Genomic DNA, 25,028 nt, shown 5'->3' on the forward strand with positions numbered 1-25,028 from the left:
ATCAAAGAAAAATTGGGATCTGACCCCAATTGTTCTAATTATTCCTCGACACTTTTTTGCAACTCATTCATGTATTCAGTCACCCGTTCACTCCCCTCATCGGGAGCCCAATCGGCCAGATTTTTAGGCTGGGCGGGATCAAAAGGCCCCGCCTTCACTTCCAGCAACACCGAACCAGGAACTAATGCCACCACGGTATGCCAAGTCTGAGGTGCGAGCTCCACACCAACGGCCAGGTCCGGGCCGTACTTCTCCGAACCAAAGCGAACCACTTGCTGGACTTTCCCCTCGTCATCAAAGGTCACCAGGGCCATCAATCCACGGATTGCCACCAGCAATTCATCGCGCGGCACCGATGCGTGCCGATGTGGCCGAATGTAACTGCCCGGCTCGATGGCATTGAACAAACGCTGACAAGGCTCGTCAAACGCTTTATGGATATTTTGATGCTGTCGCAACCGTGCTGATACCTCGGCTTGTGTCACCAGCGCATTGAGCTGCGCAGCAGAAAAGATCTTCACTTCACAGCCTCTGCTGAAGACAGCGATGCCACTATCTGACGAACAGCCTGCTCTACAGAAAATTCCCGATCAAATAAAGCATTGCAACGTTCCGACAAACCAGTATCACTATCTACTTGCACTAAAAGGGTTTGCGCCAACTGCACAAGATCTTCGAGCCGATGACTCTCGCACACCTGCCCCACACGCTCAGACCGGATCAAACCGGCAAGATCATTACCCGCATTCACATTGGCCAGCACCGGCAAGCCACTTTGCATATAGGTCAGGAACTTGCCAGGAATGTTGTGCGACTTGTGACGTGGATCCAGTGCCACCAGACCCACACTGCACTGGGCATACAAATCCGGAATTTCGTCCGGATCGATTTCGTCAAAAAACAGCACATTTGACAAGCCACGCGTTTGTGCAGCTGCGCGCAAACGCTGCGCATCACTACCTCGGCCGACAAACAAAAAACCCACGTCATCACGAGACTGCAAGCGCGCTGCAAGGTCCAGCAAGATGTCCATGCCCTGCGCCACGCCCATATTTCCGGCATACACAAACACCTTGCGCCCGGCCAAAGATGTCTGGTCCACACGAATCGAGCAAGGCTGCTGTGCGGGCTTGTCCAGCCAGTTTTGCAGCACTTCAAGTCTGCGTTCTGGCTTGCGCAGCCATTCAGTAAAGTACGCCTTATTGCCTGGTGTTTGCACACCAATGACATCGGCCACGGCATACTGGTAACGGGCCACTGCATCAAAAAACCGATACGGCAACCCACGCCCCATCAGCCCCATGTCCACCGCCCATTCAGGAAAGATGTCCCGAATGATCAGATAGCCCTTGCACGCACTGGACTTCGTGAGCGCACTGGCCAAAGGACCATGAAAGATCGACGGCGCATACCAAACCACACCATCCCAGCGCTGCCCTGCCAGCGGACTGCGACGCAAATTGCGCTGCATGGCAAACGGCATCAGCAACTCACCCAGGGTACGACGCACATAGCCAATATCTTTGGTCCGTGGCGCCCGTAAACGCAAGACCTGCACACCGTCCAGCTCATCCAAGTGCCATGGTGTCGACAAGTCTGCTGCAGGCAACATGACGGTCAGCGCATGTCCTTGCCGCGCAAACTCTCGTGACAAATCACGCAATTGCACCGCACCAGAAGTACGCAGCGGCGGGAACGTATCCGCAATCAGAGCGATGCGCATCGTCTCAGTACCGCTTCCAAACCACGCGATTGACGTAATCGGTGTAGCTGTGAATGATGCGCACCACCTTGGCGCTCACATTCGGCATGCTGTAGTCAGCCACCAGGCGCAAATCGCGCTGTTCGCCCCGCGCCTGCGTGGCCACAATGGCCAGGCCCTGCCGCACACGGTCCACCTCCAGGCCGACCATCATCACGGCGGCCTCTTCCATGCCTTCTGGCCGCTCATGCGCCTCTCGCAGGTTCAGCGCCGGAAAGTTCAAGATTGATGACTCCTCGTTGATCGTGCCGCTGTCCGACAACACGGCTTTGGCGTTCATCTGCAAGTTGACGTAATCGTGAAAACCCAGCGGCTTCATCAGGCGCACATTGGGGTGAAACTGTGCGCCCATGGCGTCCACCCGCTTTTGGGTGCGCGGATGCGTGGACACCACTACCGGCAAACCATGCTCCTCAGCCACACTGTTGAGCACCTGCACCAGCTTGCCAAAGCTGCGCTCGGACTCGATGTTTTCTTCACGGTGCGCACTGACCACAAAATACTGTCCTGCCACCAAACCCAAACGCGCCACCGCGTCAGAGGCCTGAATCTGCGGCAGGTAATGGTGCAACACCTCAAACATCGGGCTGCCCGTCTTGATGACCTGGTCCGGTGGCAAGCCTTCGCGCAACAGATAGTCACGGGCAATCGTGCTGTACGTTAAATTGATGTCTGCCGTGTGGTCCACAATGCGGCGGTTGGTCTCTTCGGGCACCCGCATGTCAAAGCAGCGGTTGCCAGCTTCCATGTGAAAAATCGGCACCTTGCGCCGCTTGGCCGGAATCACCGACAAACAACTGTTCGTGTCGCCCAGCACCAGCAACGCCTCGGGCTGCACCTGGGCCAGCACGCCATCGACTCCAGTGATCAGGTTGCCAATGGTGTTGGCCGCGCCCGTGCTGCCCTCGGCGCTGTTCAAGAAAAAGTCCGGCTTGCGCACGCCCAGGTCGTCAAAAAACACCTGGTTCAGCTCGTAGTCGTAATTTTGTCCCGTGTGCACCAGTACATGGTCGCAATGCGCGTCGAGCGCGGCCAACACGCGAGACAGCCGAATGATCTCGGGGCGCGTGCCCACGACCGACATGATTTTGAGTTTTTTCATCGTCTTTAAACTTTCTCAGCCACCGTATCCGGGTGGGCGCGGTCAAAGACTTCGTTGGCCCACAGCATGACCACCAGCTCGTCTTGCCCGGTGTTGGTGATGTCGTGCACCCAGCCGGGAATGGTGTCCACCACCTGGGGCTTGTCGCCCGATGTGGTCAGCTCAAAGCGCTCGTCGGTCAGCAAATGCCTGAAGCGAAACAGCCCCGTGCCCTTGATGACCAAAAACTTTTCGGTCTTGGTGTGGTGGTAATGCCCACCCCGCGTGATGCCAGGATAGGCCGTGAAGTAGCTGAACTGCCCGCTGTCAGGGGTCTTGAGCATCTCGACAAACACACCGCGTGGGTCTGCGTGCTGCGGCACATCGTAGGCAAAACGGTCGGTGGGCAAATAACTCACATAGGTGGCATACAAGGCCCGCACAAAACCGGTGCCGACTGGCTCGCTCATCAGCGACGTGCGGCAGTTGCCGAAGGCCTGAATTTGTGCCGCCAATTCGCCCAACGACGGAAGGTGGCACGGCAGCACCCTGCCCCACTTCGCATCGCTGTAAACCACAGCGTTCGCAACGTCATTCATGCACGCGTCAACCCACTCGATCAAGCTTGACACCACGTCGTCCACGTACACCAACGCCAAACTCAAAGAAGGGTCATTCACCTGTATCGGCAAGCCCCGCGCAATGTTGTGGCAAAACGTGGCCACCACCGAGTTGTAATTGGGCTTGCACCACTTGCCAAACACCCCCGGCAAACGAAAGATGACCGCCGGATTGCCCGTGTCCCGGGTCAGCACCTGCACAGCCTGCTCTGCCGCCAACTTGCTCTGCCCATAAGGATTTCGCTGCTCAGCCTGGGTTGACGACGCTAACACCAAAGGCACACGCCGCCCGCCGCTGGCCACCTGGCTGGCAATGGCCTGGCAAATTGCCAGTGTCAAACCGGTGTTGACTTGTGCAAATGCGTTGGGATCAGCCGGGCGATTTTCTCCAGCCAAGTGCACCACCACATCGGCCTGCGCGATCAGTTGTGGCAATACCGCTGGATCGTCGCCACGGACAAACTCAGACACCGCAAAACGCGACAACTCGCGCAAGCGCACCCCCAGGTTTTTGCCAATGAAACCATTGGCACCTGTGATCAAAATTCTATTTATTGGATTCATTTTTCTCGTTGCTCACGGACAAGGGCTGATCGTTGCGATCTCGATGCTGGAGCCTTTTGTGCATCGGCCAACAGCCCCTCCAGGTCGGCCTGTAGATACGGCCTTTTGAAATCTGAAAGGAAGATCAGGCGCTTGGCTTGTGTTTGACGCACATCGGTATCTACAGGAGCCCCCACCCTCTGGGCGATGGGGGGGTGGTCTGCGAGGGTTGATCGCGGCGGGAGCGCCACGCCTGCAGATGAAATGCCGTGCAAACTTCATGGGGCCAGATCAATAAAGGTGGTTACGCAATGGCGCAGTTCTGCCCCCTGCACATCTTCACATCGCGTTATCACCCAGGCACCAATCGGTCAAATCACTCCTCTGCCTCCACCACCTCACCGCGCAGCGTGGCCTGCATGAACCGCACCTTCATCAGCAGTGCCTGCATGCCCGCCACATCCAGGCGGGTGGTGTTGTGAGAGTTGTAGTCCACCGCCTCAGAAATTCGAATCTCGCCCTGCTCCACAAACTTGCCGTAGTTCAAGTCTCGCAAATCGGGAGGCACGCGGTAATAGCCACCCAGATCATTGGCTGCAGCCATCTCTTCGCGGCTGAGCAGCGCCTCGTAGAGCTTTTCACCATGGCGGGTGCCGATCACGCGCACATCGTGGTTGGGCTTGCCCAACAGACCCGTCAGTGCCTGGGTCAGCACCTCGATCGTGGCCGCAGGCGCCTTTTGCACAAAAATCTCACCGGGCTGACCATGCTCAAACGCATAGAGCACCAGGTCCACCGCATCGTCCAGCGTCATCATGAAGCGGGTCATGCTCGGATCGGTGATGGTGATGGGGTGGTCGGCGCGGATCTGCTGCGCAAACAAGGGAATGACCGAACCGCGTGACGCCATGACATTGCCATAGCGCGTGACGTTGATGACCGTGTTGCCACTGCTGCGCGACTTGGCAACGGCCACTTTTTCCATCATGGCCTTGCTGGTGCCCATGGCGTTGATGGGGTAGACCGCCTTGTCGGTGCTGAGCACCACCACCCGCTTGACACCACAGTTGATGGCCGCTTCGAGCACATTCTCTGTGCCCATCACATTGGTTTTGACCGCCTCCAGCGGGTGGAACTCGCAAGACGGCACCTGCTTGAGCGCTGCCGCGTGGTAGATGAAGTCCGAATCACGCACCGCGCCCAGCACCGACTGAGAATCACGCACATCGCCAATGTAGAACTTCAGCTTGGGGCTGTTGTACTTCTTGCGCATGTCGTCTTGCTTTTTCTCGTCACGGCTGAGGATGCGAATTTCCTTCAGGTCGGAATTTAAAAAGCGGCGCAACACCGCGTTGCCAAAAGAACCGGTCCCGCCGGTGATCAAAAGCACTTTATTCTTGAACATCAAAAAATCCTCAGGAAATTAAATCTTCAAAACATCACGACACAGCTGTAACTTTTGCTCTGGCGTCGGGTAATTGATCAGCACCGCACGGTACTTACCCTTGAACACAAACAAGCTGCCTGCGGCTGCGCCCACAACACCCAACTTGGTGACCAATTGAGATACATGGTCCAGCGAACCCGCACCGCCCATGCATGTGACCGGCACACCCAGCGCCTGCCTGAACTGGCTGGCCAGCTCCAAGTCATAACCCTGCATGAAGCCATCGCGATCCACTGAATTGACCACCACCTCGCCCGCACCAGCCTCTTGCAGCTGCTTGGCCAAGATCAGTGGGTCCAGCTTGTGCGCCACAGAGGCATTGCGCGTGCACACCTCATAGCCCTTGGCAAACAGGCCCGACCTTTTGCGCACATCCAGCACCGCCACCACCGACTGACGGCCCACGGCATCGGCCATCTCGGTCAACAGCGCAGGGTTGGCAATGGCCGCGGCGCTGACGGCCACCTTCTCCACGCCCATGTCCACAATGCGCGCCGCTTGAGCAGCAGTGGTCACCCCACCGCCGTAGCACAGTGGCATTCGGCACTCAGCCGCCAGCTTGGCGATCAAGGCAAAGTCAGGCTCACGCCCCTGAACCGTGGCGTCGATGTCCAGCACGATCAACTCGTCGGCTTCCTTCTCGTTGAAAATCTTCACCGCGTTGATCGGGTCGCCCACGTACTTGGGGTCTTTGAAGCCCTGCGTTTTGACCAGGCCCCCCTTGTGCACCAACAGACAAGGGATGATTCTGGGTCTCAACATGGCTTAAAGCTCCGCAAAATTTTTCAGCAACTGCGCACCCCAGTGGTGGCTTTTTTCGGGGTGGCACTGCACCCCATGAATGTGGCCACGGCTGACCACCGCATCAAAATCCAGGCCGTAATGCGCCGTGGCGGCCACATCGCCCTTGTCCAATGCATCAAAGTAAAAAGAGTGCAAAAAGTAAAACTGCGCGGCGTCTTCAAAACCTGCCGAAAACAAACGCGCCCCCGTTGCCGGCTGCACCCCGTTCCAGCCCATGTGCGGCATGGGCAAACGGGCAGACAAAGGGTTGTTGGCAAAAGCCCTCACACGCCCCGGCACCCAATTAAGGCCGGACAAATTGCCCTCGTCTGAGCCAGCCGCCAACATCTGCATGCCCACACACACGCCCAGCACCGGCACACCCTGGCCCAAAACCATGGCCTCCAGCACGGGGCGCATGCCCGAGTCGTTGAGCCGCTGCATGGCGTGGTCAAAATGCCCAACGCCAGGCAAAATCAATCGCGTCGCGTCCACCAAGTCCGATGGCATCAGAGCCCGCTCGGCCTGGATACCCAAACGCTTGAACAAGGTCATGAAGGCCTGGATATTTCCAACACCGTAGTCCACGATGCGAATCATCTGAAAAACCTTTTTTCCAGGCCCAACTTGCGCATCAGGTTCGCGCCAAAACCAATCAGATCGCGCTTGTTTTTGTAATCGCGGTAAGTCTTCTTGGGGCTGTCAAAAATGGCTTGCAATTCGTCCACAGTCAACCCCAATTTGTGAGCCACATATTCAAACTCTTGCGTCAAAAAGTGCTCATCCATCTCAGGCTTGGCAATGCGCTCCAAGGCTTGGTCTCGCGTCATTTGCCCCGTCATGATCAAGCTGGAAAAATGGGCCCGACGCTTTTCAAAACCAAATCGACGGGGCAACCAATAATCTTCATAAAACCGCGTGAAGCGAGACTCATGATGCTTGTGCTTGAAACGTTGCCAGCCAAAGCGGTGCTCCAATTCATCCTCGGCATCTTTTTTCAAATAGGGCACCAAATTCAAGGGGTGGTGCACCTTCATGCCCAAGACCTTTTGGTACCAAACCTTGTAAACCAGAATATCCACCAATGGAAAATCGTTGGGTTTGCCATCTCCGCACTTGCGCCAAATGTCATCAAATAGGGTTTTGTCAATTCCGAGATAACCACCCCACTCTTCTGGCTCTCGGCAGCATTCCGTTGAAAAGTTAGATCCGGTAATAATATTTTTAATGCCATATTGGCGCGCAAACTTGTATAACCCTGAGAAGAAGGCCGCATCTTGCACCAAATCTTGATCTGGAATTCCAGAGCGCAAAAAAGCCACCTGCATCCGTTTGACAGCCTCCCAATTCACAACATCTGTGTACAGGTCTAAACCCAGCCCATCAACCAGTTTCTCGATATTGCCCACGGCTTGGTCAGTATTCCAGCCAGCATCCACATGGAACAACAGCGGTCGCAGGCCCATCTTCTCCTTGACAACATAAGCGACATAGGAACTGTCAAGCCCGCCAGACAGTCCCAAAATGCAATCAAAATCACGACCCCGGCCATCAGCCTTAATGGTCTCTGCCATCCTCATCAGATCACGCTGATCGTGTTCATCGGTATGCCAACTGTGGCTAATGGATTTTTCAAAGTTGTTGCAATAGTCACACCAACCCCGCTCATCGAAATGGATGTTCGGATCAGTGGTGTCCATGATGCAATGAGAGCAAATCTGGTCAGTCATAATTTTATTGGCGTTAGAGGAGTATCAGGAAATGTTGGTAGAAGGTATGTTGATTTGCGAAACCCTAAACAAAGTCATCAAAAAGCACGAAAATTTAGAAATAAAAAAAGCGAAACTAAACCACAGAACAGAAGGTGTCAGAATATTGCCTGCTGCCAAATAATAAAACCCAAAGAGTAGCAAACTGAGTGCGGCCAGCATGGCCAAATCAGACTGCTTTCGCAATGCATAAAACAAACTGTCAAAAAATTGTGATGACACATGAAAAGCTGAGCCCAAATAAATGAACGAAAGTGCAATCACATGATTGGCAAATAAATACTCGGAAAAATAACGATAAATTACTTTATTCAAAGCCAATAGATAAAATGGTCCAATAATCAAACTTCCAATCAAAAAAAAGTAAGCCTGCATGCGCGTTATGTTGGCAAGCCCTTCAGGGTCATTTTTCCTGCTAAATGCTGAAATCAAGCGAGGGATGATCACTGCGTTGTACACGCCTGCGAAAGCTGTAAATGCCAAAAAAGTGATCAATAAAAAAGAGTATTGCCCCAGCGCCAGAGCCCCCAAAAACCAAGCTACAAGCCACTTATCCAGCATCAAGGATAAATATCTAAGAAGTTGCAGTTTCAAAAATGAAAAACTATCATTTAGCAGAGCAAAAATAATAGCCGGATCAAATACAAACCCCTTCAAACGTGGGCCAGGGCCCCACACCCAGAGTGCCATGGCAATGGCTGCACCGGACGAAGCCAACTCAGCCAGCAAGATGCCCGAAAAGTCACCCCATTGGGCCAGTACATAACCCGTCGACAGAAGCATTACTGCCCGAAAAAACACCATGCCAGCAAATGCCAATGCGCGCTGAGCAGCCCGTAAACTGGCGTCCACCATGCCAAACACAACCGTCGAAACCAGCAAGGCGCACAACACCCCAAAATTAGCCCAGCCAAGACCCCACCAATTCATCAGGTATGAAACCGCAATCAAGGGAACCAATAACATCCCGGTCATCAGCAGCCCCACGCTCATAGAGTGATCACGCAGCTTGTAAATTTCGACCATCTGCCCTTGCCCATGGCTACTAGAACCACGCTGAATCAGATACTCATTCAAGCCCGCTGCGCCAACATAAGCGCCAACCGCAACTGAGGACATGACAGCTGAGTACATACCAAAATCACCGGGCAAAAGAACCTTGGAGAAGACAATCCACTTACCAAAGCTCAGCGCCATCCCGCCAAACATCAACGCTGCGTAGAGCAAGTGCTCGGCCTTCTTGTTGTAAAGAGCCACCACGGGGTCAAGCTTGCTCAATACCTGCAAAGTTCAAATAGCCTTTGATCTGAACCGCAATATTTATGGCGTATTCCATGTGCTCAGGCTTGTCGGCCGACCACGACCCGTCAATGATGTAACGCCCAGGCAACGCGCCCGACAGTACATGTGCTACCAAAGCACGGTTTCGTTCCATAGCCGCTTTATGGTCAAACGATTGAAGATATTGTTTGATCTCACTGACAGGGGTTTGAAGACTAATTTTTTTGAAGCTATTCCCATGTGCATAGTAAGGATCACAGGTGGTCAGCACAGGTTTACCCCGAATGGCGGCCTCAAACCCCACGCTGCCCGTCCAGACCAACACCGTATCGGAAGCGTCGACCAATTCCTGTGAAGCTGTGTGTGTGGGCGCAAAAATCACCGAATCAAACTGACTTAATTGCTTGTAAAGCTTGGGGTTGCGGTAACCCAGCACATTGGGATGCTCTTTAAAAAGCAAAGTGAAATCATTTTTCAGGTGCGCAACCAATCGAAGCAAGTAGGCTTCATAGTCCACAGCATCCAAATCTTCGCACCAATAGTCAACTGTGGCCTCAGGAATCATTTGCAGCGGAATAAATACAATGGGTTTATTCGCCTGTTGCACTCGAGAACGCCATTGGACCTGACCGATATTGAGCTTGGGGAAAATATGTGCCCATTGCTTTGCAACAATCAGGGTGGCCCAGTTGTGATAGTTAAATCGCTCGTTTCTATCCAACCGTATAAGCCAAAAATATGGAATTTTGGTCAAATTTCGCAGCCAACGTCCTATGGCATACAAAAAAATACGTGAGTCACTATTTTTAATGAAGTCAGGTTTGTAATTTTTTTGGAGTAATTTATCTAAAACCAATTGTGTTTCATTTGCACCCACTATTCGGGAACAAACATACTCACCCCGTGCAGATATTCTGAAATATCCTGAAATGAAAGTTGGCACCAATCCGACAAAAGGGATTTTGCGTTGTTTAGCTTGAAAGTACAAAACGTCCATCACATAAGAATCGATGGTTTCTGTCAGCACCAAATCAGGCTTGATACCATCCAAGACCTTACCCATGGCCTTCCACATGGCCCGCAAATGAAACAATGCTTGTTCACGCTCAATTGCCCGTAACAGTCTGCATCGAGAAATAATATCAAGCTCGAGTGTCGTCGCTTCCGTTGGATCCTTAGATCGACCTTCACCAATGATTCGACGGTATTGCGCAAACAAACCTGTTGTATCGCATGTTGGATGACCGCTTAAAATTGCAATATCTGCGAGCGGTTCGATTTGACTGCCAATAAAATAATACTGCTCTTTTGACCAAGGACCCACGTGACAAAGTATTGTGTTTAGATTCATACAAAAGATTTCGTCAACCATTCACTTTTGATTCGGTCAGCAGTAAATATACCCACTATTAACCACACGAAAACATCCGTGAAAAATATTGCCCCACTAAATCCAATAACAAAAAAATAAATAATCATCATCGACAGGTGATTATCAATGTTATTGAAGGCATGCCTCAATTCACGAAATAGCTTTAAATACACTATCAAGAGAAGAAAAAACCCACCCAGCAGCAAATACGAAAATGGAGTCACATGAGAATAATGCGTCAAGTGAGCCTCCTCTGAAAAACTATAATCTATAGTAAAAACAGCACCAAAACCAATTCCAAAAAACCAATTAAAGACACTATCTCCAAGTCGATCAATTACAGCAATAACGTCATAAAGCCTACCACTGGTTGCCAAATCAATGGCTTTAAGTACATCCTCATTTTCAGCCATGTATTGAAAAATAATTATATACCTATCAAGCCCCATTCCAAATAGATGGCCGCCAGACTCTTCCCCCGCCACATAGAGCAAAGCCGCAAGCATGACAACCAATGATATTATGATAATCCTGCTAATTTTGTTTGAGCTTTTATATAGAAAAATAAAAATAACTACTGTGATTGCAAGTAAAACAGAACGCTTGCCTGTGAAGATATTCGCCACATAAAAAACTGCAGCAGAAAAGTATAGTTTCTTGTTTAAGGCATAAAAAATAGGATATGCAAACAAAGCGCCAGCACCAAAATATTCAATATATCCAATTTGCACGAGAGGATAATAAATAGCAACCAGCCCAACAAGCACATACCCAGCTCTTATTGCATATTTATCAATCGTCGCAGAAAGTCTACCAGAATTCAATTCAGATCTCACACCATATGAATATGCAAAAATTGGCAGAATAAATGGCAAGAAATGAGCAAAAAATTCTTTTTCTAATTTATTGTTGTGCAATCCCACAATCAAGCATATTCCAGCCGAACAACTCAGGAAAAGCAAAAAAATATCTTTGAAAATCTTTTTTTCCTTGACAACCTCTATTAAAACAATGAATAGAGCTGGATAAAAGAATAATTTAGCATAACCAGCAAATGACTTGCTAACAAACCAGTAAAGCATGTCTCCGAGAATTGAAGTTGCAACTAAGCCGATATACAGTTTGGCAATTGTTTTTTCACCAAATATTTCCTTCACGAAATTCTCTTTACAAATCAAAAATACTGGTTGTGACTGGAGTATTGGCGCTCACGCACTTCTTTAGTTTCCTACCGATCACATCTTCATAATATCTTGGTGCCAACCCGTAACCGGGCCTAACGCTTCTAACCATGTCAGGTGTGATGATGTCCCCTGCTTGGCCTGACCGCACAAAATAAAGAGAACGCCGGAATTTGACATTGCCGGTCTCACTCGACTTTTGGCTGTAATCTACTTTCCCAATGGCTTGCCATGCGATGCGAGCCGAGGCACACAATGCTGATAATTCAGCAGGCTCCAAAGAGAAACTGTCATCAGGCCCACCTCCGTTGCGATTCAAAGTGAAGTGCTTTTCAACGATACAGGCCCCCAAGGCCACACTGGCAATAGCAGTGGTGTTGTCAATCGTATGATCAGACAACCCCGTGACCACCCCAAAGCGCTGAGTCATGTCGGAAATTGTTTTGAGGTTGTAGTCAGAAGCTGGAGCAGGATAAGCACTGACACAGTGCAAGATGGCCAGTTGGGTACAGCCGCCACTGCGGGCAGCATCAATGGCTTCTTGAATTTCGGTCTTGTCCGCCATGCCCGTGGAAATAATCATGGGCTTTTTGGTGCTTGCCACGTACTTAATGAGTGGAATATCCACCGCTTCAAATGAAGCGATTTTGTAAGCTGGCGTATTGAGATCTTCTAGCAGGTCTACGGCCGTGAAATCAAACGGCGAGCTGAAAATTGTTATTCCAAGTTTTCGGGCATGTTCAAAGAGTGGCACATGCCATTCCCAAGGCATATGGGCTTCTTGATACAGATCGTAAAGAGTCCGCCCATCCCATAATCCGCCATGGATTCGGAATGCCTCATCATCGCATTTCAGGGTAATCGTGTCTGGCGTATAGGTTTGTAGCTTGATCGCATCGGCGCCTGCTTTTTTTGCTTCTTCAATGATGCGCAGGGCTGTTTGCAAGCTGCCATTGTGGTTGGCTGAAAGTTCCGCGATGATGTAGGGGGGGTATTCATTCCCGATCGGGCGCTGATTGATATTAATTTTATACGTCATGGTGGGCCATCAAGGATCAGGTGTGTTTATGAAAAGTAGCGGGGGTTCAGGCATGCAACACAAATGCGGTCTTCAGGTTGGTCATTCACCCAGTAAAAGCCTTTCATGGTGGCTTCAATAAACCATCCGGCCTTGGTGTAAGCCTTTATTGAAGAGATATTGCTGGCGTACATGCCGCCTTGTAAACGACGAATATCGTAATGGTTAAAGGCAACCTGGTTAGCGAGCATGATCGCCTGGCTTGCCAAGCCCTTGCCAAGGTAGGTGCGATTGCCAATGAGGCACACAAGGTCGGAGGTCTTGTTGCGCAGGTCGAACGGTCCGATCTTGACGTTCCCGATTTTCTGTCCTGCTTCGTTGAGAATGCAATGGTAGTACCAACGTTGTGATTCGATGCCCTCTTTAAAGTCCTTGACCAAAAGCTCACGGCTAAAGGTGCGGCCACTGCCTGTGAAATAGTTGAGATGGCCGTCACTGTTCACGTACCAGCTGCAATATTCGTCGTCAATGTCATTCAATTGAACGGGCCTTAATGTGATTTCAGTATTCATGGGTTTATCTCAACAATTGGGCAATGATTTGCTGGGAGCCAAGGTTTTTGCATAGCTTGGCGGCGTGATCGGACAGATGTTTCAGGGTCTGGGGCTTGTGAAAGAGGTTTTGCATCAAGCCGGGCAGGCGCTGGGGGATGTCTGCGGGCAGGCCGATGCTGAGGGCGGCTTGTTGGTATTCCAAAGCTTGGCATGCGGGTTGTTGGTTGGCAGCCAAAACGACCATTAACGTGGGTAGACCCATGTGGCAGCGCTCCCATGAGGTGCTGCCCGCCGCGCCAATGGCAAGGTCGCTGTCTGCCATGAGTTGGGCCATTTTGCTGGCGTTAACTACGACACGGGTGGCATAGGGCATGTGCGCGGCAACGGCTCTAACCTTGTCCATGTGAGGGGCGCCCCCCCCCATCACAACAGTGATTTCGGTGCTGCCTGGCATTGGGGTGGCTTCCAGGGTGCGCAAGACCAAGCTGGTGGCATCATCATTGTCAATACCGCCCATGCTGATGAGGATGCTATGCAACTGTGCCGTTGCGCGCCTTGCCAAGCTGTAAGGCCGCAGCTGGGTGAATTCGCTGCGCAACAACAAAAAATCAGCACCAGCTAACACCTTGCACTCGGTGCCGACCCAGGGGGCATAGTCGCTGGCCTGGCGACCAAGGTTTTGATCGAGAAGCAGGTGACAGTGGTGGTGACGGTTGGCAAGATCGTCAATGACCATCAAAGTCAGGCGCGGGTGTTGGCGTTGTATGAATTGCTCCCAATCTCGATCAAGCGCATAGTGGTCGATGATGAGCCAGTCAAGGTGGAGCGTTTTAATCAGGTCTAAGGTTTGCTGGGCATCGGTTGTCCAGTCAGCACCCAACCATTGCGCGTAGGTGGCTGGAATTGAACCAGGAACCGGAGATGAAACTGCGGGCAAGTGATGAACAGCAAAACCGAGATCCTGAATTTTTTGGATGAGATGACCGGGGTGTTCACGACAGATGAAGTGGCATTGATGGCCTTCGGCCCGCAACGAATCGGCCAGAGTCAGGCAGCGCATGACGTGGCCTGTGCCGATGTGGAGCGACGCATCGACGCGAAACGCAAATTTCTTCATGAGCCGCCGCTGACAGATGGCGTCTGTCGCACAGTGGCGAAAGCCTGGGCCATGATGAGGTCGTCCTGGTCGTCGATGTCCACTGCAGATATGTGGTGCATCGCGTGAAACACATGCTCTGGAGCGTAAAAGGTTCCGTGTTGCTTGAGCGCGGATGTACTCGCAATCCAGATGGCGCCAGTGGGGCAATACAGTGGGGGCAGATCTTGGGAACGGGAATCCCGAATCTCTGGGAAGGCGTATGTGGGTTTGCCTTCAGGGCTTAATTGCACGGCCCACCATGGGTTCATCCAGCCAAACTTGAAGCAACTAATTTGAGCCGGTGCACCAGATTGCTCAAAGTGCAATAGGGCGTCTTGTATATCCCCATGATGTCGCAGCGGGCAGTTGGCCATAAGTTGGGTAACGCAGGTGTACGCATCCCCCCAGTGTTGCTCGGCTTGCTTCAGCGCGGCCAAGGTGGCTTCACTCGAAGTAGCCTGGTCATCAAATGCAGCTTGTCTCAAGAACGGTACTTGAGCGCCTGCTTGTAGGGAAACTTGCCTAATTTCTTCGTCGTCGGTTGATACCAATACCTTGGAAAACATTCCACTTTCCAGAGCGGCCTCAATGGTCCATGCAATCATGGGCTTGCCATTGAAGGGCATGATATTTTTCCTTGGTAGCCTTTTGGATCCACCTCGGGCAGGAATAATAGCGATTCTGTGCTGCTGCATTTTTTATTATTTGAGTCGCGGATTAAAAATTGACTACCAGAGACTCCAGCCCCCATCGGCGTGCAGTGTGTGACCGGTCATGCTCATGGTAGGGTAATTTATAAGCATGTCAATCGGATTAATAATTTCCTCCTCCTGAAGCATGCGCTTAATAGGGCTAAGAGCAGCGTAGCGCTGTTTGAAATCTTCGCTCACCCGCCCCTGCACACCACCATACGATACACAGTTGACCTGAATTTGGAGGCTGGCCAAGCGAATGGCCATTTCTTTTGTGAGATGCACCAAAGCAGCTTTGGCAACGCTGTAATGAATAGCAGATTCTATTTGAGGTTGGTCGTACAGATTGATGTTGGCGGCAACGGTACCATATTGAGATCCGATGTGAATGATTTGTTTCAGGTGCTCACTTTGATTTTCGACAAGTGACATACTAAGCTGGTAGGGTATGACCACGTCGACCACAAACTCTTGTGTGAAGTTGTATGCGCTAACAACGCCATTGGGTTCGGTTTTAAGATATTCAATGCTTCGTGCATTGTTAATTATGTGGCTGATTCTGATGTCTTTTAATTCGAGAATATCGCAAATTTTGCTTGCCCCCCCGGGCTGAGCCAAGTCAAATTCAATGCCCGTGAAATTCTTGTTAAATTGACTAGGGGCGATGCCAAGTTGACTTGGGAGGTCTGCTAATTTGGCTTGACTGCGGCTGAGTCCGATGACGTGGTGGCCTTGCATCATGAAATGTTTGGTGAGAACCTTGCCAAATTTTCCAGTTGCGCCCGTCAATAATATGTGCAATTGACTCATTGGAGCTCACCAGCCTCCAGCAAATAAATTGATCTTAGAACCTGGTCTGTACTGGTTTTGATGCTTTTTTCAGCAATGCCTGCAACAAAGTCGGCCAAAGCGTTTTTAAAGGCCATGAAGGTGTTTTGAAATTGCAACTGCACGCACCCGTTTGAACCGGCAATGTCGATAACGATGGGCACGGGGGTGTCGCCCATAACACTCAAGTGAACCTGTGCGCCAGATTCGTGCAATGCATGGAGACTTGTGATGTGTTTTGATCGGGTGATCTGTGGTGTGCTAAAGGTACCCTGGTCACCAAGTATATTGAGAACAGGATCAATGATATGAATAGCATATTTATTCCAGTCTTTGGGTACAGTCGCGTGTACATACCGAATGTCTCCCACTCTTTGACGATCAACTGGGCTGAGTTGCAGCTCGGGCGCATACCGTAGGGCGGAGCACGAAAACAACTGACCCGGGTATTGCTGCAACGACAACAATGTTTTGGCATGGGCAAGCGTCAACGCCAAGGGTTTGTCGATATAAATAGGCATGCCCGCTTTCAAAAAAGGGGATGCGAATTGCACATGGTTCTCAGCATCGTCTCGTGCTAACAAAACAGCTTCTACTTGGCCAATCAAGTCGGTGTAATGGTTGACGATATGGGGAATCAGGCTGGCTTGCGCTACTTTTTTCGATAAGGCAAGGTCTTGAGTCCAGATATGCGTGACTTGGGCGCCCTGAATACCGTCCTCAGGAAAATTTTGCTTTTCCAAGTACCGTGGAATACCGGGAAACCCACAGCCCTCCATGGCACTGGAGTTGTAGCCATTAAAAATGGCAGACCACGAGTAGGGATGACCATTACCTGGAGAAAGACCAATAACGCCAAGACGAAGCGTCATTTCAGATTCCAAATACTCGGGTCGATGAATTCGGTATCGTCGCAATCGAGGCCCGTTGCATTAAATGATGGTGCATCCTGACTAAACCGAATGGCATTTTCAAATTGTTGGGTGTTTTCAACGCCCACAATGACTTGGTCTATTTCTGCAATATTGCTCACAAATGCAATCGCAGCTTGGGCCGGGCTGAGGTTTTGCTCTTTAAGTCGGTGATGCCATTCGTTCAATTGAGGCATAATCGGTTCGAAATAAGCAGGAATTTTTGATAAGGGCATCAACAAAAGACCTTGCAGATAAGCTGAGCGAGCATGGATTTCTACACCCAGATCTTTCATCATTTTGAGAGTGCCATTTTTGATGAGACGCTGATCAAGCACATTGATAGGCACCTGTACCAAATCAGGCGTAAAAAAGGTGATGATGGCGTCCAATTGTTCTTTTCTATAAATAGACACGCCGACCTTATCCACTAGCCCTTGCTCTTTAAGTTGACGCAATGCCTCAGCAATCTGTGGTCCTTGTGGACCGAGAAGATCATCTGCATGGTGCACCAAATATCCATAGAGCTTGGGAATTTTCAGCTTGGTCAACGATTCACGAATCGCCATATTCAAAAATTGGGAGGCAGTCTCTCCATCGGGCATTGATGAGCAATGAGGGGTTTTTGAAACTATTTGAAAATCCCCTACGCCCTGTTGCCCTAGCTTGCTTTCAGAGTCCCCATAGAGGCTGGCCGTATCAATGGTTTTAACACCATGGGCCAGGGCGCTATAAATGATGGAGCTGATTTCGGCATCAGGGGTTTGACCTGATGTATTGGACACACCATACTCAAGCCCCCACTGTACACTGCCCAGTCCGATTTTTGAATTATTGAAATGCATGCAGTCAGTTCTTAAAAAATAGTCTGATAGCCCGTTGGGTAAGGCTTTTCGAAGTGCTTGACTATCTCTTTTTGCTGTAATTCTGTCAATCCAGGATAAATGGGAAGAGTGATGGCTTCTGAATAGTATTTTTCCGCTTCTGGATAATCATCTGGTTTGTACCCCATTTTCGCATAATAGGGCTGCCTATATATTGGAATGTAATGTAAATTAACACCAATTCCGCTGTCACGCAAGCGAACAAACATCTCTTTATGGGTGATATTTTTTTGGTCAGGCCTGACCCTTACCACATACAAATGAAACGCAGAATAATTTGTTTCGCCCTGATACGGGGTGACGATATTGATATCTTTAAAAAGATCAGCATATTTATCGGCAATTTTATGTCGTTCACTAACAAAATCGTCGAGCCTCTTGAACTGGCTCAGGCCCAAAGCGCCCTGCATATCCGTCATCCGATAGTTGTAACCTAATTCGATCTGCTCGTAATACCAAGGTCCATCAGGCTCCTTGGTCATGGTCTGTGTGTCTCGATTAATACCGTGACTTCTGAGACGTGCCATCTTGGCGCCTATTTCAGCATCGTTAGTGAGGGCCATACCACCTTCACCTGTAGTGATGATTTTCACTGGATGAAAGCTAAAAACAGTGATTTGACTGTATTCACAATTACCAATTGGCTTACCAAGGTACTTTCCACCGATTGCGTGTGAAGCATCTTCGATGATACTGAAACCGTATTCCTTTGAAAGTTTGTGAATGGCTTGCATGTCGCAACTTTGCCCGCACAAATGGACTGGTATCACTACTTTGGGCAACACGCCTTCTTTCTTCGCTTCAATTAATTTTTTCTCTAATTTTTGTGGGCACATATTGTAAGTTTTCGCGTCAATATCCACAAAATCAACTTGAGCCCCACAATACAGAGCACAATTAGCACTCGCGACAAAACTTATTGGAGAAGTCCATACACGATCTTTTGCTTGCACACCAAGCGCTAAACATGCAATATGCAAGGCGCTAGTCGCACTGTTTACCGCAAATGCATAGTTGACATTGCAATACTGGGCGATTGCAGCCTCAAACTCAGGGACCACAGGCCCTTGCGTTAAAAAATCAGATTGCAGTACTTCACTGACTGCCTTAATGTCTTCCTCGCTTATATTTTGTCGACCATATGGTATTTGCATTTTTTTCCTTAATTTTTGGCGAAATAATTGGGATGTGCAGATATTTTTATATTTTTTTGATCTGAGCCGGTGAGTAAAGGTCTATTTTTCAACCATAACGCCAGAAGGCTGCAGAAATAATCAGTACCTCAGAGGCGCCGCTTGCCCCGAAGAGCTATTTTGGGATTTTGATTTCGCATTTTTAAATCGCGGTGTCTGGGGGCCTTCAAAACCGCGTTTTGACATCACTTTTGAATCCGTCCACTTATTGGGCTCCTTGCAGACGCAACTGTCCCAGGGTGTGCCGTCGCGTCGGGCACTGCCGATTTGCGCCCTGATGTGCTCTGCGCCACATGCGTCAATACGCTCATCTGCTGCATGGCCTTGATGAAGTCCCACGCGTCGTAGCCCTTGACTGCACCCAGCGTGGGCGTTGTCCCTTCTTCATGCGACTGGCGCACAGCGTTGATCATCGCTTTTGCAGTTTCGCACTCAGCGTAGCTGTCAGCGTTCGTGCCCGTGGCATTGACCACGACAGTCCGACGAACCAGCGAAAGCGCATGTTGTAGTGAATTTGCGCCATGAGCATGCGCTCCGAGCGCACGCTGCAGAGCACCTCTAGCAGATTGGCGCGCAATTGCTTCTCGGGGGCAACGCTGGGGAGATCGCCTTGGATGTCGGCTTCATACGTGTCGGCAAACAAGCCGTCCGTGGCCACCAGTGCTTTGTTGACCCTCTCGCAAATCGCTCGCAAGGGGTATCCAGCAGGTACGAAATCATCCGGACGTTTCATCAAAAACAGGGGCTCGTTAAAGGTGTCTGCCCGCGCATTTCAAACTGTTTTTGTGATGACTGAATTCTCGAACGCACAACTGAATTGACACTTTTTGCTCGTCATCATTTCAGCAGACGGATCGATGGTGGGCGCTTGACCAGCAAAAATTCAAGGGGTGAACACCAGCTGTGCCGCACCATGCGTGCGTAAATGGCCACATAACCCAGCCCCAGCCCGACAAACACCAGCGCTGACACAGCCGTTGATGCATAACTCAGGTTGGCCAGAACGATGGCCATCAACGTCATGAACCCGATCAACACGCCAGTGATGGAGTTTCCGGTGCAGGCGGGGTATTGACTGAACCAGCGGGCCACATAACGGCGCTTGACCAGGCTGTGAAAATGCAAGCGGTCGGGGTGACCGGGATTGGCTTTTTTGACCTTGCGTCGGTAAATGCTGAACAGCACTTCGGTGACCGGGTGTACACAGATGACCAAGGCAGCAAAGGCCGAAACGGAAGGATTGCGCTCCAACAACAAGACAGCCACCCAAGCCAATCCAAAACCAATGAAATAAGAGCCGCCGTCACCCAAAAAGAGTTTGCCAAAGGGCCAGTTGACCCAGAAAAAGCCCCACACACAGGCCGCCAGCAGCAGCGACACGCTGGCCAGCGTGGTGTCCCCCACTTGCCAGGCGATCATGGCGTAGCCCATAAACGCCAGTGTGGACATGGTGCTGGCCAGTCCGTTAAAGCCGTCGATGATGTTGATGCTGTTGGCCACGCCGCCCACGGCAAAGGCAGTGAAGATGACCGACACCAAGGTGAATTGCATGAACCAATCGACACCCCAAATATCAACCCGGGTGAGCGAATAGTCGGTGATCCACCAGGCCAGCAGGCCAGACGCCATGGTGGCCAACAGGCGCAGCATGACGCTTATGCGCTTGCTGATGTCTTCGGCCACTCCAAAGAGGAAGGCAGGCATGCCGGCAATCAGGATGGGGGTCAGCATGGCTTGCACGTTGGCGGGTGCTTGGGTCCAGGCGATGCCGAGGCTCATCACAATGGGGATGCCGCCCACGCGGGGTGTGGGCGCGGTGTGAAACTTTTGAATGCCATCGCTGAAGTCCATGCTCCATACACCATGCCAACGTTTGGTCAGCACCAACAACACGCACAGGACAAAGCTGGAGGCAATGCCCCAAGCCGCTGCGGTGATGGCGGACGATTGAAATACGCCGTTGATGGCGTGGAGGATGTTCATGAAACCTTGAGGCATGCCCCCCGAACGTGGCGGGGGTGTTGGCGTGTGCTCAGAGAGCTTGGCTGGTGGCAGTGCTTGTGGTTTTGCCGATGGCTTTGTGCCACGAGGCTTTGAGGGCGTTGAGTTTTTGTGAAGATTCGTGGTCTTGCCTGGCGTTACGAAGGGCCTGACGGATGAACACAAACAGCAACAGGACAAAGCCGGTGGCCAGGGTGGCGATGATGGCGATGAGGGCTTTTTTAGGTTTGCTTTGCAGCTCGGGCGGCTGGGCGGCATCCAGCACTTGAATGGTGGCGCCTTCTCGCGATTCGTCGAGTTTGGCAATTTCGAACTGTTTGGCAAAGAGTTCAAACAGTGTTTCCTGGTATTTGAATTCGCGGTATTTGGCAACGTAGTCGCCTTTTGCACTGCCCTGCCCTTGGCCTGGGCTGCTTGCGGTGTCTCGCGATTGTTTGGCCAGTTGCGCCCGCAGGTTAGCCAGTTCCGTCAGGGCTTGCTTGAAGTCGGGCGCGGTGTCCGCCAAATAGCCACGCATGGCGCCGATTTTGACTTCTTGCACCGTGATTTGGGCTTGCAATGCGGCCACAGCGGACAAGGCGCTGGCGGGATGAGATTTAAGCACGTCACCGGAGATGCCGGTTTCTTTGAGGGCGATGTCAGCTTGGGTGAATTTGTCTTTGGTTTGCTTCAGCAGCTTTTCAAAGAATTGGCGGCGCTGCTGGGCTTCGGTCAAGGCTAGGCGCCCCATGAGTTGCGTCAACTCATGCACATGCGCGTTGGCCAAGTCGGCGGCGAATTTGGGGTCGGTGTCCTCCACATTGACGGTCATCAGGCCGTCTTTGCCGTTGGCGATTTTGACCTTGGATTCAAGCATGTTTCGGGCATTGGCACGCAACTTGGTGTTGTAGCGGTCCATCAGCTGGAAGCGGTCGATCAGGGCGTCTTTGATGCTGTTGCTTTGAAGAAAGGCAACATATTGGTCTGCGGGGTTTTTAAGACCCGAGGCTGCACCGGCCAATCCGCCCAGTGCGCCCAAGCCGGCCAGCATGCTGGCAGCCATGCCTTGTTGTTGCTGAGGGGGCAAGAAGCTGGTTTCAGCCGTAAAGGTAGGCTTGATCAGAAAGCTGGCGCCCAGAGCCAACACGCCCGCCGCCAAGGGGCCAAGGACCAGCAGGCGCAGGTTGTCGACGACGGTTTGCAGCAGGTCAAGCAGGCTGATTTCGTCTTCTTCTGTGTCTGCGGGGTTGTATGGGGTGTCTGTCATGTGCGGTCAATGTCGGGGCTAAAGCCACCGACCTACGAGGGAGATGGGGTGTTGGGGTTTAGCGGTCGATGTCGGGGCTAAAGCCCCCGACCTAAGAAGATGGCATCAATTGCGCAATGTCTTCAGGCCTGCGGCCCCCAAACCGAATTGGTAGAACAGTTGGGTCCAGTCTTTGGCGCCCTGAATGAACTGGGTGTAGGCGGTGCGGCGGTCCACGAGTTCGGGCACAAACAGCGAGTCGCCGGGGTACATGGGGGTGCGCAAAAAGGCGCCGTGGCCAAAGCCCAGCCAGCTGCGTTGGGCTTTGTTGGACAGCACGCTGCCGTCGGCGCGGATGAGCAAGACGGCTTCCAGGTCGGCTTCGCGTGTAGGGCCTGCTTTTTCAAGGTAGTCGCCCACGGTGTGGCTGGCTTTGTGGATGAAACTGGTTTCAGACAACACGGCCCCAAACACGCCCACAAAACTGGGCTTGTGCGGAATGAGGATGCTGTCGCCGTCTTCCAGGGCCAGCGGGGGCATGACGGGGTCGGTGGGCTCCATCTCCAGGCTGATGCGGCCGCTGGCTTTGAGGTTGCGAACGCGATCCAGCAGCACTTTTTGGGCGGCTGCCTGGGCTTGTTGGCTGTTTTTTTCTGAGTCGCTGGCGTTTTGGGCCAGTCTGGCCGATTGGCTGCTGATGTCAGATTCGAGCTGGCGGGTGGCTTTGTCAAGGTTGGCTTGTTGTTGCAAGCGTGTGCTTTCGCGGGTGAGCACCGTGGCATACAAGAATGAATTGCGGCTCAGGCCCCCTGCCCGCTTGACGACGTCGGGCAAGGTTTCGCCGGGGGCGATTTGGTAAACACCGGGCACCATGACTTCACCGGCCAGGCGCACAAACTGGTTGCGCTTTTCAATGGGCACAGGCAAGTCGCTCACGCCAAAGATGGTGACCACGTCGCCAGGCTGCAGCTGCAGGTTGTTGGCGGGGTCTTTGTCTTTGATGGCTTTGCCCAGGTTGAAGGGAATGAGCACGGTTTTGACTTCTTTGGCGTCCAGCCGCTCGATGGCGGCGTAGTCCCAGTTGATTTCTTCGAGCAGGTTTTTGACATCGCCCGCCACACGGTCCACGCTGATGTTTTTACCGCTTTCAAACTGGACCATGTTGTTTTTGCGGGTGTAGTAGTCGCCTTGAATCAGGGCGGCAGGCTCGGGAATCAAATCGGACACACGCATGCCGGGTTTGAAGCTGTAGCGCAGGGGCGCTGCCACGTTGCCACGCAAGGTCACAGCATTGGAGAACTGGGCAGCGATGGGCAGCAAGGTGACCATGTCGCCATTGCGCACGGTGGTTTGCAGGCCAGCGGCGTTCAGGCTGCGTTCTTGCACGCTGCGGGGGGCCCGACCGTTAGCAGGGTCAATGCGTTCAACCAGGGCTTTGTGCGGGGTGGTCAGCACATTGAGCCCACCGCTGTAGCCCAGCACCGCCTGAAGTGGTTCTTCGGGGGATTTGAGTTCGTAAACGGCTGGGGTGTCCAGGGCGCCCAGCATGGCCACGCGTGGGCCTGCGGGGGGGATGACGATCACGTCACCGGGCAAAAGCTGGGCATCGGCTGCGGTTTTTCCGCTGTGGATGAAGGCGTACAGGTCGAGGGTGGTGATGGTTTTGCCGTCACGCACCAGCTGGATTTGGCGCATGCTGCCGGTGGCAGCGGGGCCACCGCTTTCAAACAGCGTGCTGATGAGGGTGGACAGACCCGAGACGGTGTAGGCCCCAGGTTTGCGCGCTTGGCCGACCACATAGACCTGGATGCTGCGCAGGCGCCCGAGGGTGGCGTTGAGTTCGAAGTTGTTGAACACGCGGCCCACTTGGGCTTTGAGCTGCTTTTCGAGTTGGTCGGCGCGGATGCCGGCCACGGTGACGGGGCCGACTTTGGGGATGGTGATTTGGCCGTTGCGGTCAACGGTCAGGCGAATGGCGGTGTCGATGGAGCCCCAGAGTTTGAGGTCGATGTCGTCACCGGGGCCGAGCACGTAGTTGGCGGGCACGGGCACGTTGGTCAGCGAATTGAAGTTGTTGCCGTTGAAAAGGTTGTAGCCATAAAGCGGCAGGGCTTGGCCCGAGGCAGAGGCCACAAAGCGCTGAAATTGGTTGGGGGCCAAGGGGCCTCCATCACTTTTCGGACCCAAGGGAGCGACGGGACCTGTGCCCTGCCCCATGTCAGAAAAGGCGACGCCGGGTGTGCGGGCGGCATCGGCCGCGTTGGAGCTAGGCAAGCCGGGCAAAGCGGTGCCTCTGGCAGATGCGCCTTCCATGCCTATCATGCCGCCCGTGGCAGCAGGTGAAACAGCCGAGGGTGCAAGGGCCGCAACGGTGACAGCGGGTGTGTTGCTGGCATCTGCAGCCCAGTTGCTCTGTGCCAAGGCCTGGGGCGCTGTGCCTGCAACCCACAACACGCCCAGACCAAGCTGGATGAGTGATTGCAGAGCGTGTGAAATTTTCATGGCGTCGAGAAACAAGAGATGGTGTTTGCGGGTGGCCCGAAAGTGGAGCGGGCAGGCTACCGCAGTGCCCGGTGCTGTTGGTGGGGCGGGGTACGGTCTGAAAGTGCTTGTGAGCTGAAGCCGAAACTGCTGCCCAATGACTCTCAGGACAACCGCAAATTCTAGTTGTTTAGTATGACAAAAATCACCGCAAAACAATAAAAAGATCAATTATTGTTACCAAAAGAACATGCTTATTAACAC

General features: G+C 52.1%; 22 protein-coding genes and 1 pseudogene. All 23 read right to left on the reverse strand.

What is annotated here, in order from left to right; genetic code table 11:
• Positions 1 to 38 precede the first annotated feature (38 nt).
• Entirely contained in the window at positions 39 to 521 is a 483-nt protein-coding gene (locus AMM33_RS04275) for a WbuC family cupin fold metalloprotein (RefSeq protein WP_090139135.1), read from the reverse strand.
• On the reverse strand, positions 518 to 1,723 hold the full coding sequence (locus AMM33_RS04280; RefSeq protein WP_090139136.1) for a glycosyltransferase family 4 protein: 1,206 nt from the start codon (positions 1,721 to 1,723) through the stop codon (positions 518 to 520). The genes AMM33_RS04275 and AMM33_RS04280 overlap by 4 nt, the downstream gene beginning before the upstream one ends.
• 4 nt (positions 1,724 to 1,727) lie before the next feature.
• Positions 1,728 to 2,864: a non-hydrolyzing UDP-N-acetylglucosamine 2-epimerase gene (wecB, locus tag AMM33_RS04285; protein ID WP_090139137.1), complete on the reverse strand. Its 1,137-nt coding sequence runs from the start codon at positions 2,862 to 2,864 to the stop codon at positions 1,728 to 1,730.
• A 5-nt stretch (positions 2,865 to 2,869) separates the two neighbouring features.
• A complete protein-coding gene (locus AMM33_RS04290) occupies positions 2,870 to 4,027 on the reverse strand; it encodes a UDP-2-acetamido-2,6-beta-L-arabino-hexul-4-ose reductase (protein WP_194945232.1) in 1,158 nt (385 codons plus the stop codon).
• 355 nt (positions 4,028 to 4,382) lie between these two features.
• Positions 4,383 to 5,411, reverse strand: coding sequence for a polysaccharide biosynthesis protein (locus tag AMM33_RS04295; RefSeq protein ID WP_090139138.1), 1,029 nt, complete (start codon positions 5,409 to 5,411; stop codon positions 4,383 to 4,385).
• Positions 5,412 to 5,429: 18 nt separating this feature from the next.
• Positions 5,430 to 6,215 (reverse strand): AglZ/HisF2 family acetamidino modification protein, encoded by a 786-nt coding sequence (locus AMM33_RS04300; RefSeq protein WP_090139139.1) that lies wholly within the window; start codon positions 6,213 to 6,215, stop codon positions 5,430 to 5,432.
• Positions 6,216 to 6,218: 3 nt separating this feature from the next.
• On the reverse strand, positions 6,219 to 6,836 hold the full coding sequence (gene hisH / locus AMM33_RS04305) for an imidazole glycerol phosphate synthase subunit HisH (protein WP_090139140.1): 618 nt from the start codon (positions 6,834 to 6,836) through the stop codon (positions 6,219 to 6,221).
• The gene (locus AMM33_RS04310) at positions 6,833 to 7,966 is read right to left on the reverse strand and encodes an N-acetyl sugar amidotransferase (protein ID WP_090139141.1); all 1,134 of its coding nucleotides are present in this window, start codon (positions 7,964 to 7,966) and stop codon (positions 6,833 to 6,835) included. Before AMM33_RS04310 ends, hisH begins: the two co-directional genes overlap by 4 nt.
• A gap of 24 nt (positions 7,967 to 7,990) precedes the next feature.
• Positions 7,991 to 9,265 (reverse strand): lipopolysaccharide biosynthesis protein, encoded by a 1,275-nt coding sequence (locus AMM33_RS04315; RefSeq protein WP_194945233.1) that lies wholly within the window; start codon positions 9,263 to 9,265, stop codon positions 7,991 to 7,993.
• 4 nt (positions 9,266 to 9,269) lie between these two features.
• On the reverse strand, positions 9,270 to 10,658 hold the full coding sequence (locus AMM33_RS04320) for a capsular polysaccharide export protein, LipB/KpsS family (RefSeq protein WP_090139143.1): 1,389 nt from the start codon (positions 10,656 to 10,658) through the stop codon (positions 9,270 to 9,272).
• On the reverse strand, positions 10,634 to 11,815 hold the full coding sequence (locus tag AMM33_RS04325) for a hypothetical protein (protein WP_090139144.1): 1,182 nt from the start codon (positions 11,813 to 11,815) through the stop codon (positions 10,634 to 10,636). Before AMM33_RS04325 ends, AMM33_RS04320 begins: the two co-directional genes overlap by 25 nt.
• A gap of 10 nt (positions 11,816 to 11,825) precedes the next feature.
• On the reverse strand, positions 11,826 to 12,878 hold the full coding sequence (gene pseI, locus AMM33_RS04330) for a pseudaminic acid synthase (RefSeq protein WP_090139145.1): 1,053 nt from the start codon (positions 12,876 to 12,878) through the stop codon (positions 11,826 to 11,828).
• A gap of 26 nt (positions 12,879 to 12,904) precedes the next feature.
• Positions 12,905 to 13,429, reverse strand: a complete 525-nt coding sequence (locus AMM33_RS04335) for a GNAT family N-acetyltransferase (RefSeq protein WP_090139146.1) — start codon at positions 13,427 to 13,429, stop codon at positions 12,905 to 12,907.
• A gap of 4 nt (positions 13,430 to 13,433) precedes the next feature.
• Positions 13,434 to 14,528: a UDP-2,4-diacetamido-2,4,6-trideoxy-beta-L-altropyranose hydrolase gene (gene pseG / locus AMM33_RS04340; protein WP_090139147.1), complete on the reverse strand. Its 1,095-nt coding sequence runs from the start codon at positions 14,526 to 14,528 to the stop codon at positions 13,434 to 13,436.
• Positions 14,525 to 15,244: an acylneuraminate cytidylyltransferase family protein gene (locus AMM33_RS04345; RefSeq protein WP_090139148.1), complete on the reverse strand. Its 720-nt coding sequence runs from the start codon at positions 15,242 to 15,244 to the stop codon at positions 14,525 to 14,527. The genes pseG and AMM33_RS04345 overlap by 4 nt, the downstream gene beginning before the upstream one ends.
• 33 nt (positions 15,245 to 15,277) lie before the next feature.
• A complete protein-coding gene (locus AMM33_RS04350; RefSeq protein WP_090139149.1) occupies positions 15,278 to 16,051 on the reverse strand; it encodes an SDR family NAD(P)-dependent oxidoreductase in 774 nt (257 codons plus the stop codon).
• On the reverse strand, positions 16,048 to 16,941 hold the full coding sequence (locus AMM33_RS04355) for a Gfo/Idh/MocA family oxidoreductase (protein ID WP_090139150.1): 894 nt from the start codon (positions 16,939 to 16,941) through the stop codon (positions 16,048 to 16,050). Before AMM33_RS04355 ends, AMM33_RS04350 begins: the two co-directional genes overlap by 4 nt.
• Positions 16,938 to 17,825, reverse strand: a complete 888-nt coding sequence (locus AMM33_RS04360) for an aldo/keto reductase (RefSeq protein ID WP_090139151.1) — start codon at positions 17,823 to 17,825, stop codon at positions 16,938 to 16,940. Before AMM33_RS04360 ends, AMM33_RS04355 begins: the two co-directional genes overlap by 4 nt.
• An 11-nt stretch (positions 17,826 to 17,836) precedes the next feature.
• Positions 17,837 to 19,018 carry a UDP-4-amino-4,6-dideoxy-N-acetyl-beta-L-altrosamine transaminase gene (gene pseC, locus AMM33_RS04365; protein ID WP_090139152.1) on the reverse strand — a complete coding sequence of 394 codons (1,182 nt, stop codon included), beginning with the start codon at positions 19,016 to 19,018 and terminating at the stop codon, positions 17,837 to 17,839.
• A gap of 281 nt (positions 19,019 to 19,299) precedes the next feature.
• Positions 19,300 to 19,790: pseudogene (locus AMM33_RS04370) on the reverse strand (transposase); the annotation flags it as partial.
• Positions 19,791 to 19,894: 104 nt separating this feature from the next.
• Positions 19,895 to 21,040 carry an MraY family glycosyltransferase gene (locus AMM33_RS04375; RefSeq protein WP_194945235.1) on the reverse strand — a complete coding sequence of 382 codons (1,146 nt, stop codon included), beginning with the start codon at positions 21,038 to 21,040 and terminating at the stop codon, positions 19,895 to 19,897.
• A gap of 49 nt (positions 21,041 to 21,089) precedes the next feature.
• Positions 21,090 to 22,304 carry a Wzz/FepE/Etk N-terminal domain-containing protein gene (locus AMM33_RS04380; protein ID WP_090139155.1) on the reverse strand — a complete coding sequence of 405 codons (1,215 nt, stop codon included), beginning with the start codon at positions 22,302 to 22,304 and terminating at the stop codon, positions 21,090 to 21,092.
• A gap of 105 nt (positions 22,305 to 22,409) precedes the next feature.
• Positions 22,410 to 24,785, reverse strand: coding sequence for a polysaccharide biosynthesis/export family protein (locus AMM33_RS04385; RefSeq protein WP_090139156.1), 2,376 nt, complete (start codon positions 24,783 to 24,785; stop codon positions 22,410 to 22,412).
• Positions 24,786 to 25,028: the final 243 nt, after the last annotated feature.

The sequence above is a fragment of the Limnohabitans sp. DM1 genome, from assembly GCF_001269385.1.
Lineage (GTDB): Bacteria > Pseudomonadota > Gammaproteobacteria > Burkholderiales > Burkholderiaceae_C > Limnohabitans_A.

Bases quoted from the DNA above. Each gene is read 5' to 3' on its own strand.
- AMM33_RS04280 (WP_090139136.1), bottom strand. From the start codon at position 1,723: ATGCGCATCGCTCTGATTGCGGATACGTTCCCGCCGCTGCGTACTTCT.
- wecB (WP_090139137.1), bottom strand. From the start codon at position 2,864: ATGAAAAAACTCAAAATCATGTCGGTCGTGGGCACGCGCCCCGAGATC.
- AMM33_RS04290 (WP_194945232.1), bottom strand. From the start codon at position 4,027: ATGAATCCAATAAATAGAATTTTGATCACAGGTGCCAATGGTTTCATT.
- AMM33_RS04295 (WP_090139138.1), bottom strand. From the start codon at position 5,411: ATGTTCAAGAATAAAGTGCTTTTGATCACCGGCGGGACCGGTTCTTTT.
- AMM33_RS04300 (WP_090139139.1), bottom strand. From the start codon at position 6,215: ATGTTGAGACCCAGAATCATCCCTTGTCTGTTGGTGCACAAGGGGGGC.
- hisH (WP_090139140.1), bottom strand. From the start codon at position 6,836: ATGATTCGCATCGTGGACTACGGTGTTGGAAATATCCAGGCCTTCATG.
- AMM33_RS04310 (WP_090139141.1), bottom strand. From the start codon at position 7,966: ATGACTGACCAGATTTGCTCTCATTGCATCATGGACACCACTGATCCG.
- AMM33_RS04320 (WP_090139143.1), bottom strand. From the start codon at position 10,658: ATGGTTGACGAAATCTTTTGTATGAATCTAAACACAATACTTTGTCAC.
- pseI (WP_090139145.1), bottom strand. From the start codon at position 12,878: ATGACGTATAAAATTAATATCAATCAGCGCCCGATCGGGAATGAATAC.
- AMM33_RS04335 (WP_090139146.1), bottom strand. From the start codon at position 13,429: ATGAATACTGAAATCACATTAAGGCCCGTTCAATTGAATGACATTGAC.
- pseG (WP_090139147.1), bottom strand. From the start codon at position 14,528: ATGAAGAAATTTGCGTTTCGCGTCGATGCGTCGCTCCACATCGGCACA.
- AMM33_RS04345 (WP_090139148.1), bottom strand. From the start codon at position 15,244: ATGCAGCAGCACAGAATCGCTATTATTCCTGCCCGAGGTGGATCCAAA.
- AMM33_RS04350 (WP_090139149.1), bottom strand. From the start codon at position 16,051: ATGAGTCAATTGCACATATTATTGACGGGCGCAACTGGAAAATTTGGC.
- AMM33_RS04355 (WP_090139150.1), bottom strand. From the start codon at position 16,941: ATGACGCTTCGTCTTGGCGTTATTGGTCTTTCTCCAGGTAATGGTCAT.
- AMM33_RS04360 (WP_090139151.1), bottom strand. From the start codon at position 17,825: ATGCATTTCAATAATTCAAAAATCGGACTGGGCAGTGTACAGTGGGGG.
- pseC (WP_090139152.1), bottom strand. From the start codon at position 19,018: ATGCAAATACCATATGGTCGACAAAATATAAGCGAGGAAGACATTAAG.
- AMM33_RS04375 (WP_194945235.1), bottom strand. From the start codon at position 21,040: ATGAACATCCTCCACGCCATCAACGGCGTATTTCAATCGTCCGCCATC.
- AMM33_RS04380 (WP_090139155.1), bottom strand. From the start codon at position 22,304: ATGACAGACACCCCATACAACCCCGCAGACACAGAAGAAGACGAAATC.
- AMM33_RS04385 (WP_090139156.1), bottom strand. From the start codon at position 24,785: ATGAAAATTTCACACGCTCTGCAATCACTCATCCAGCTTGGTCTGGGC.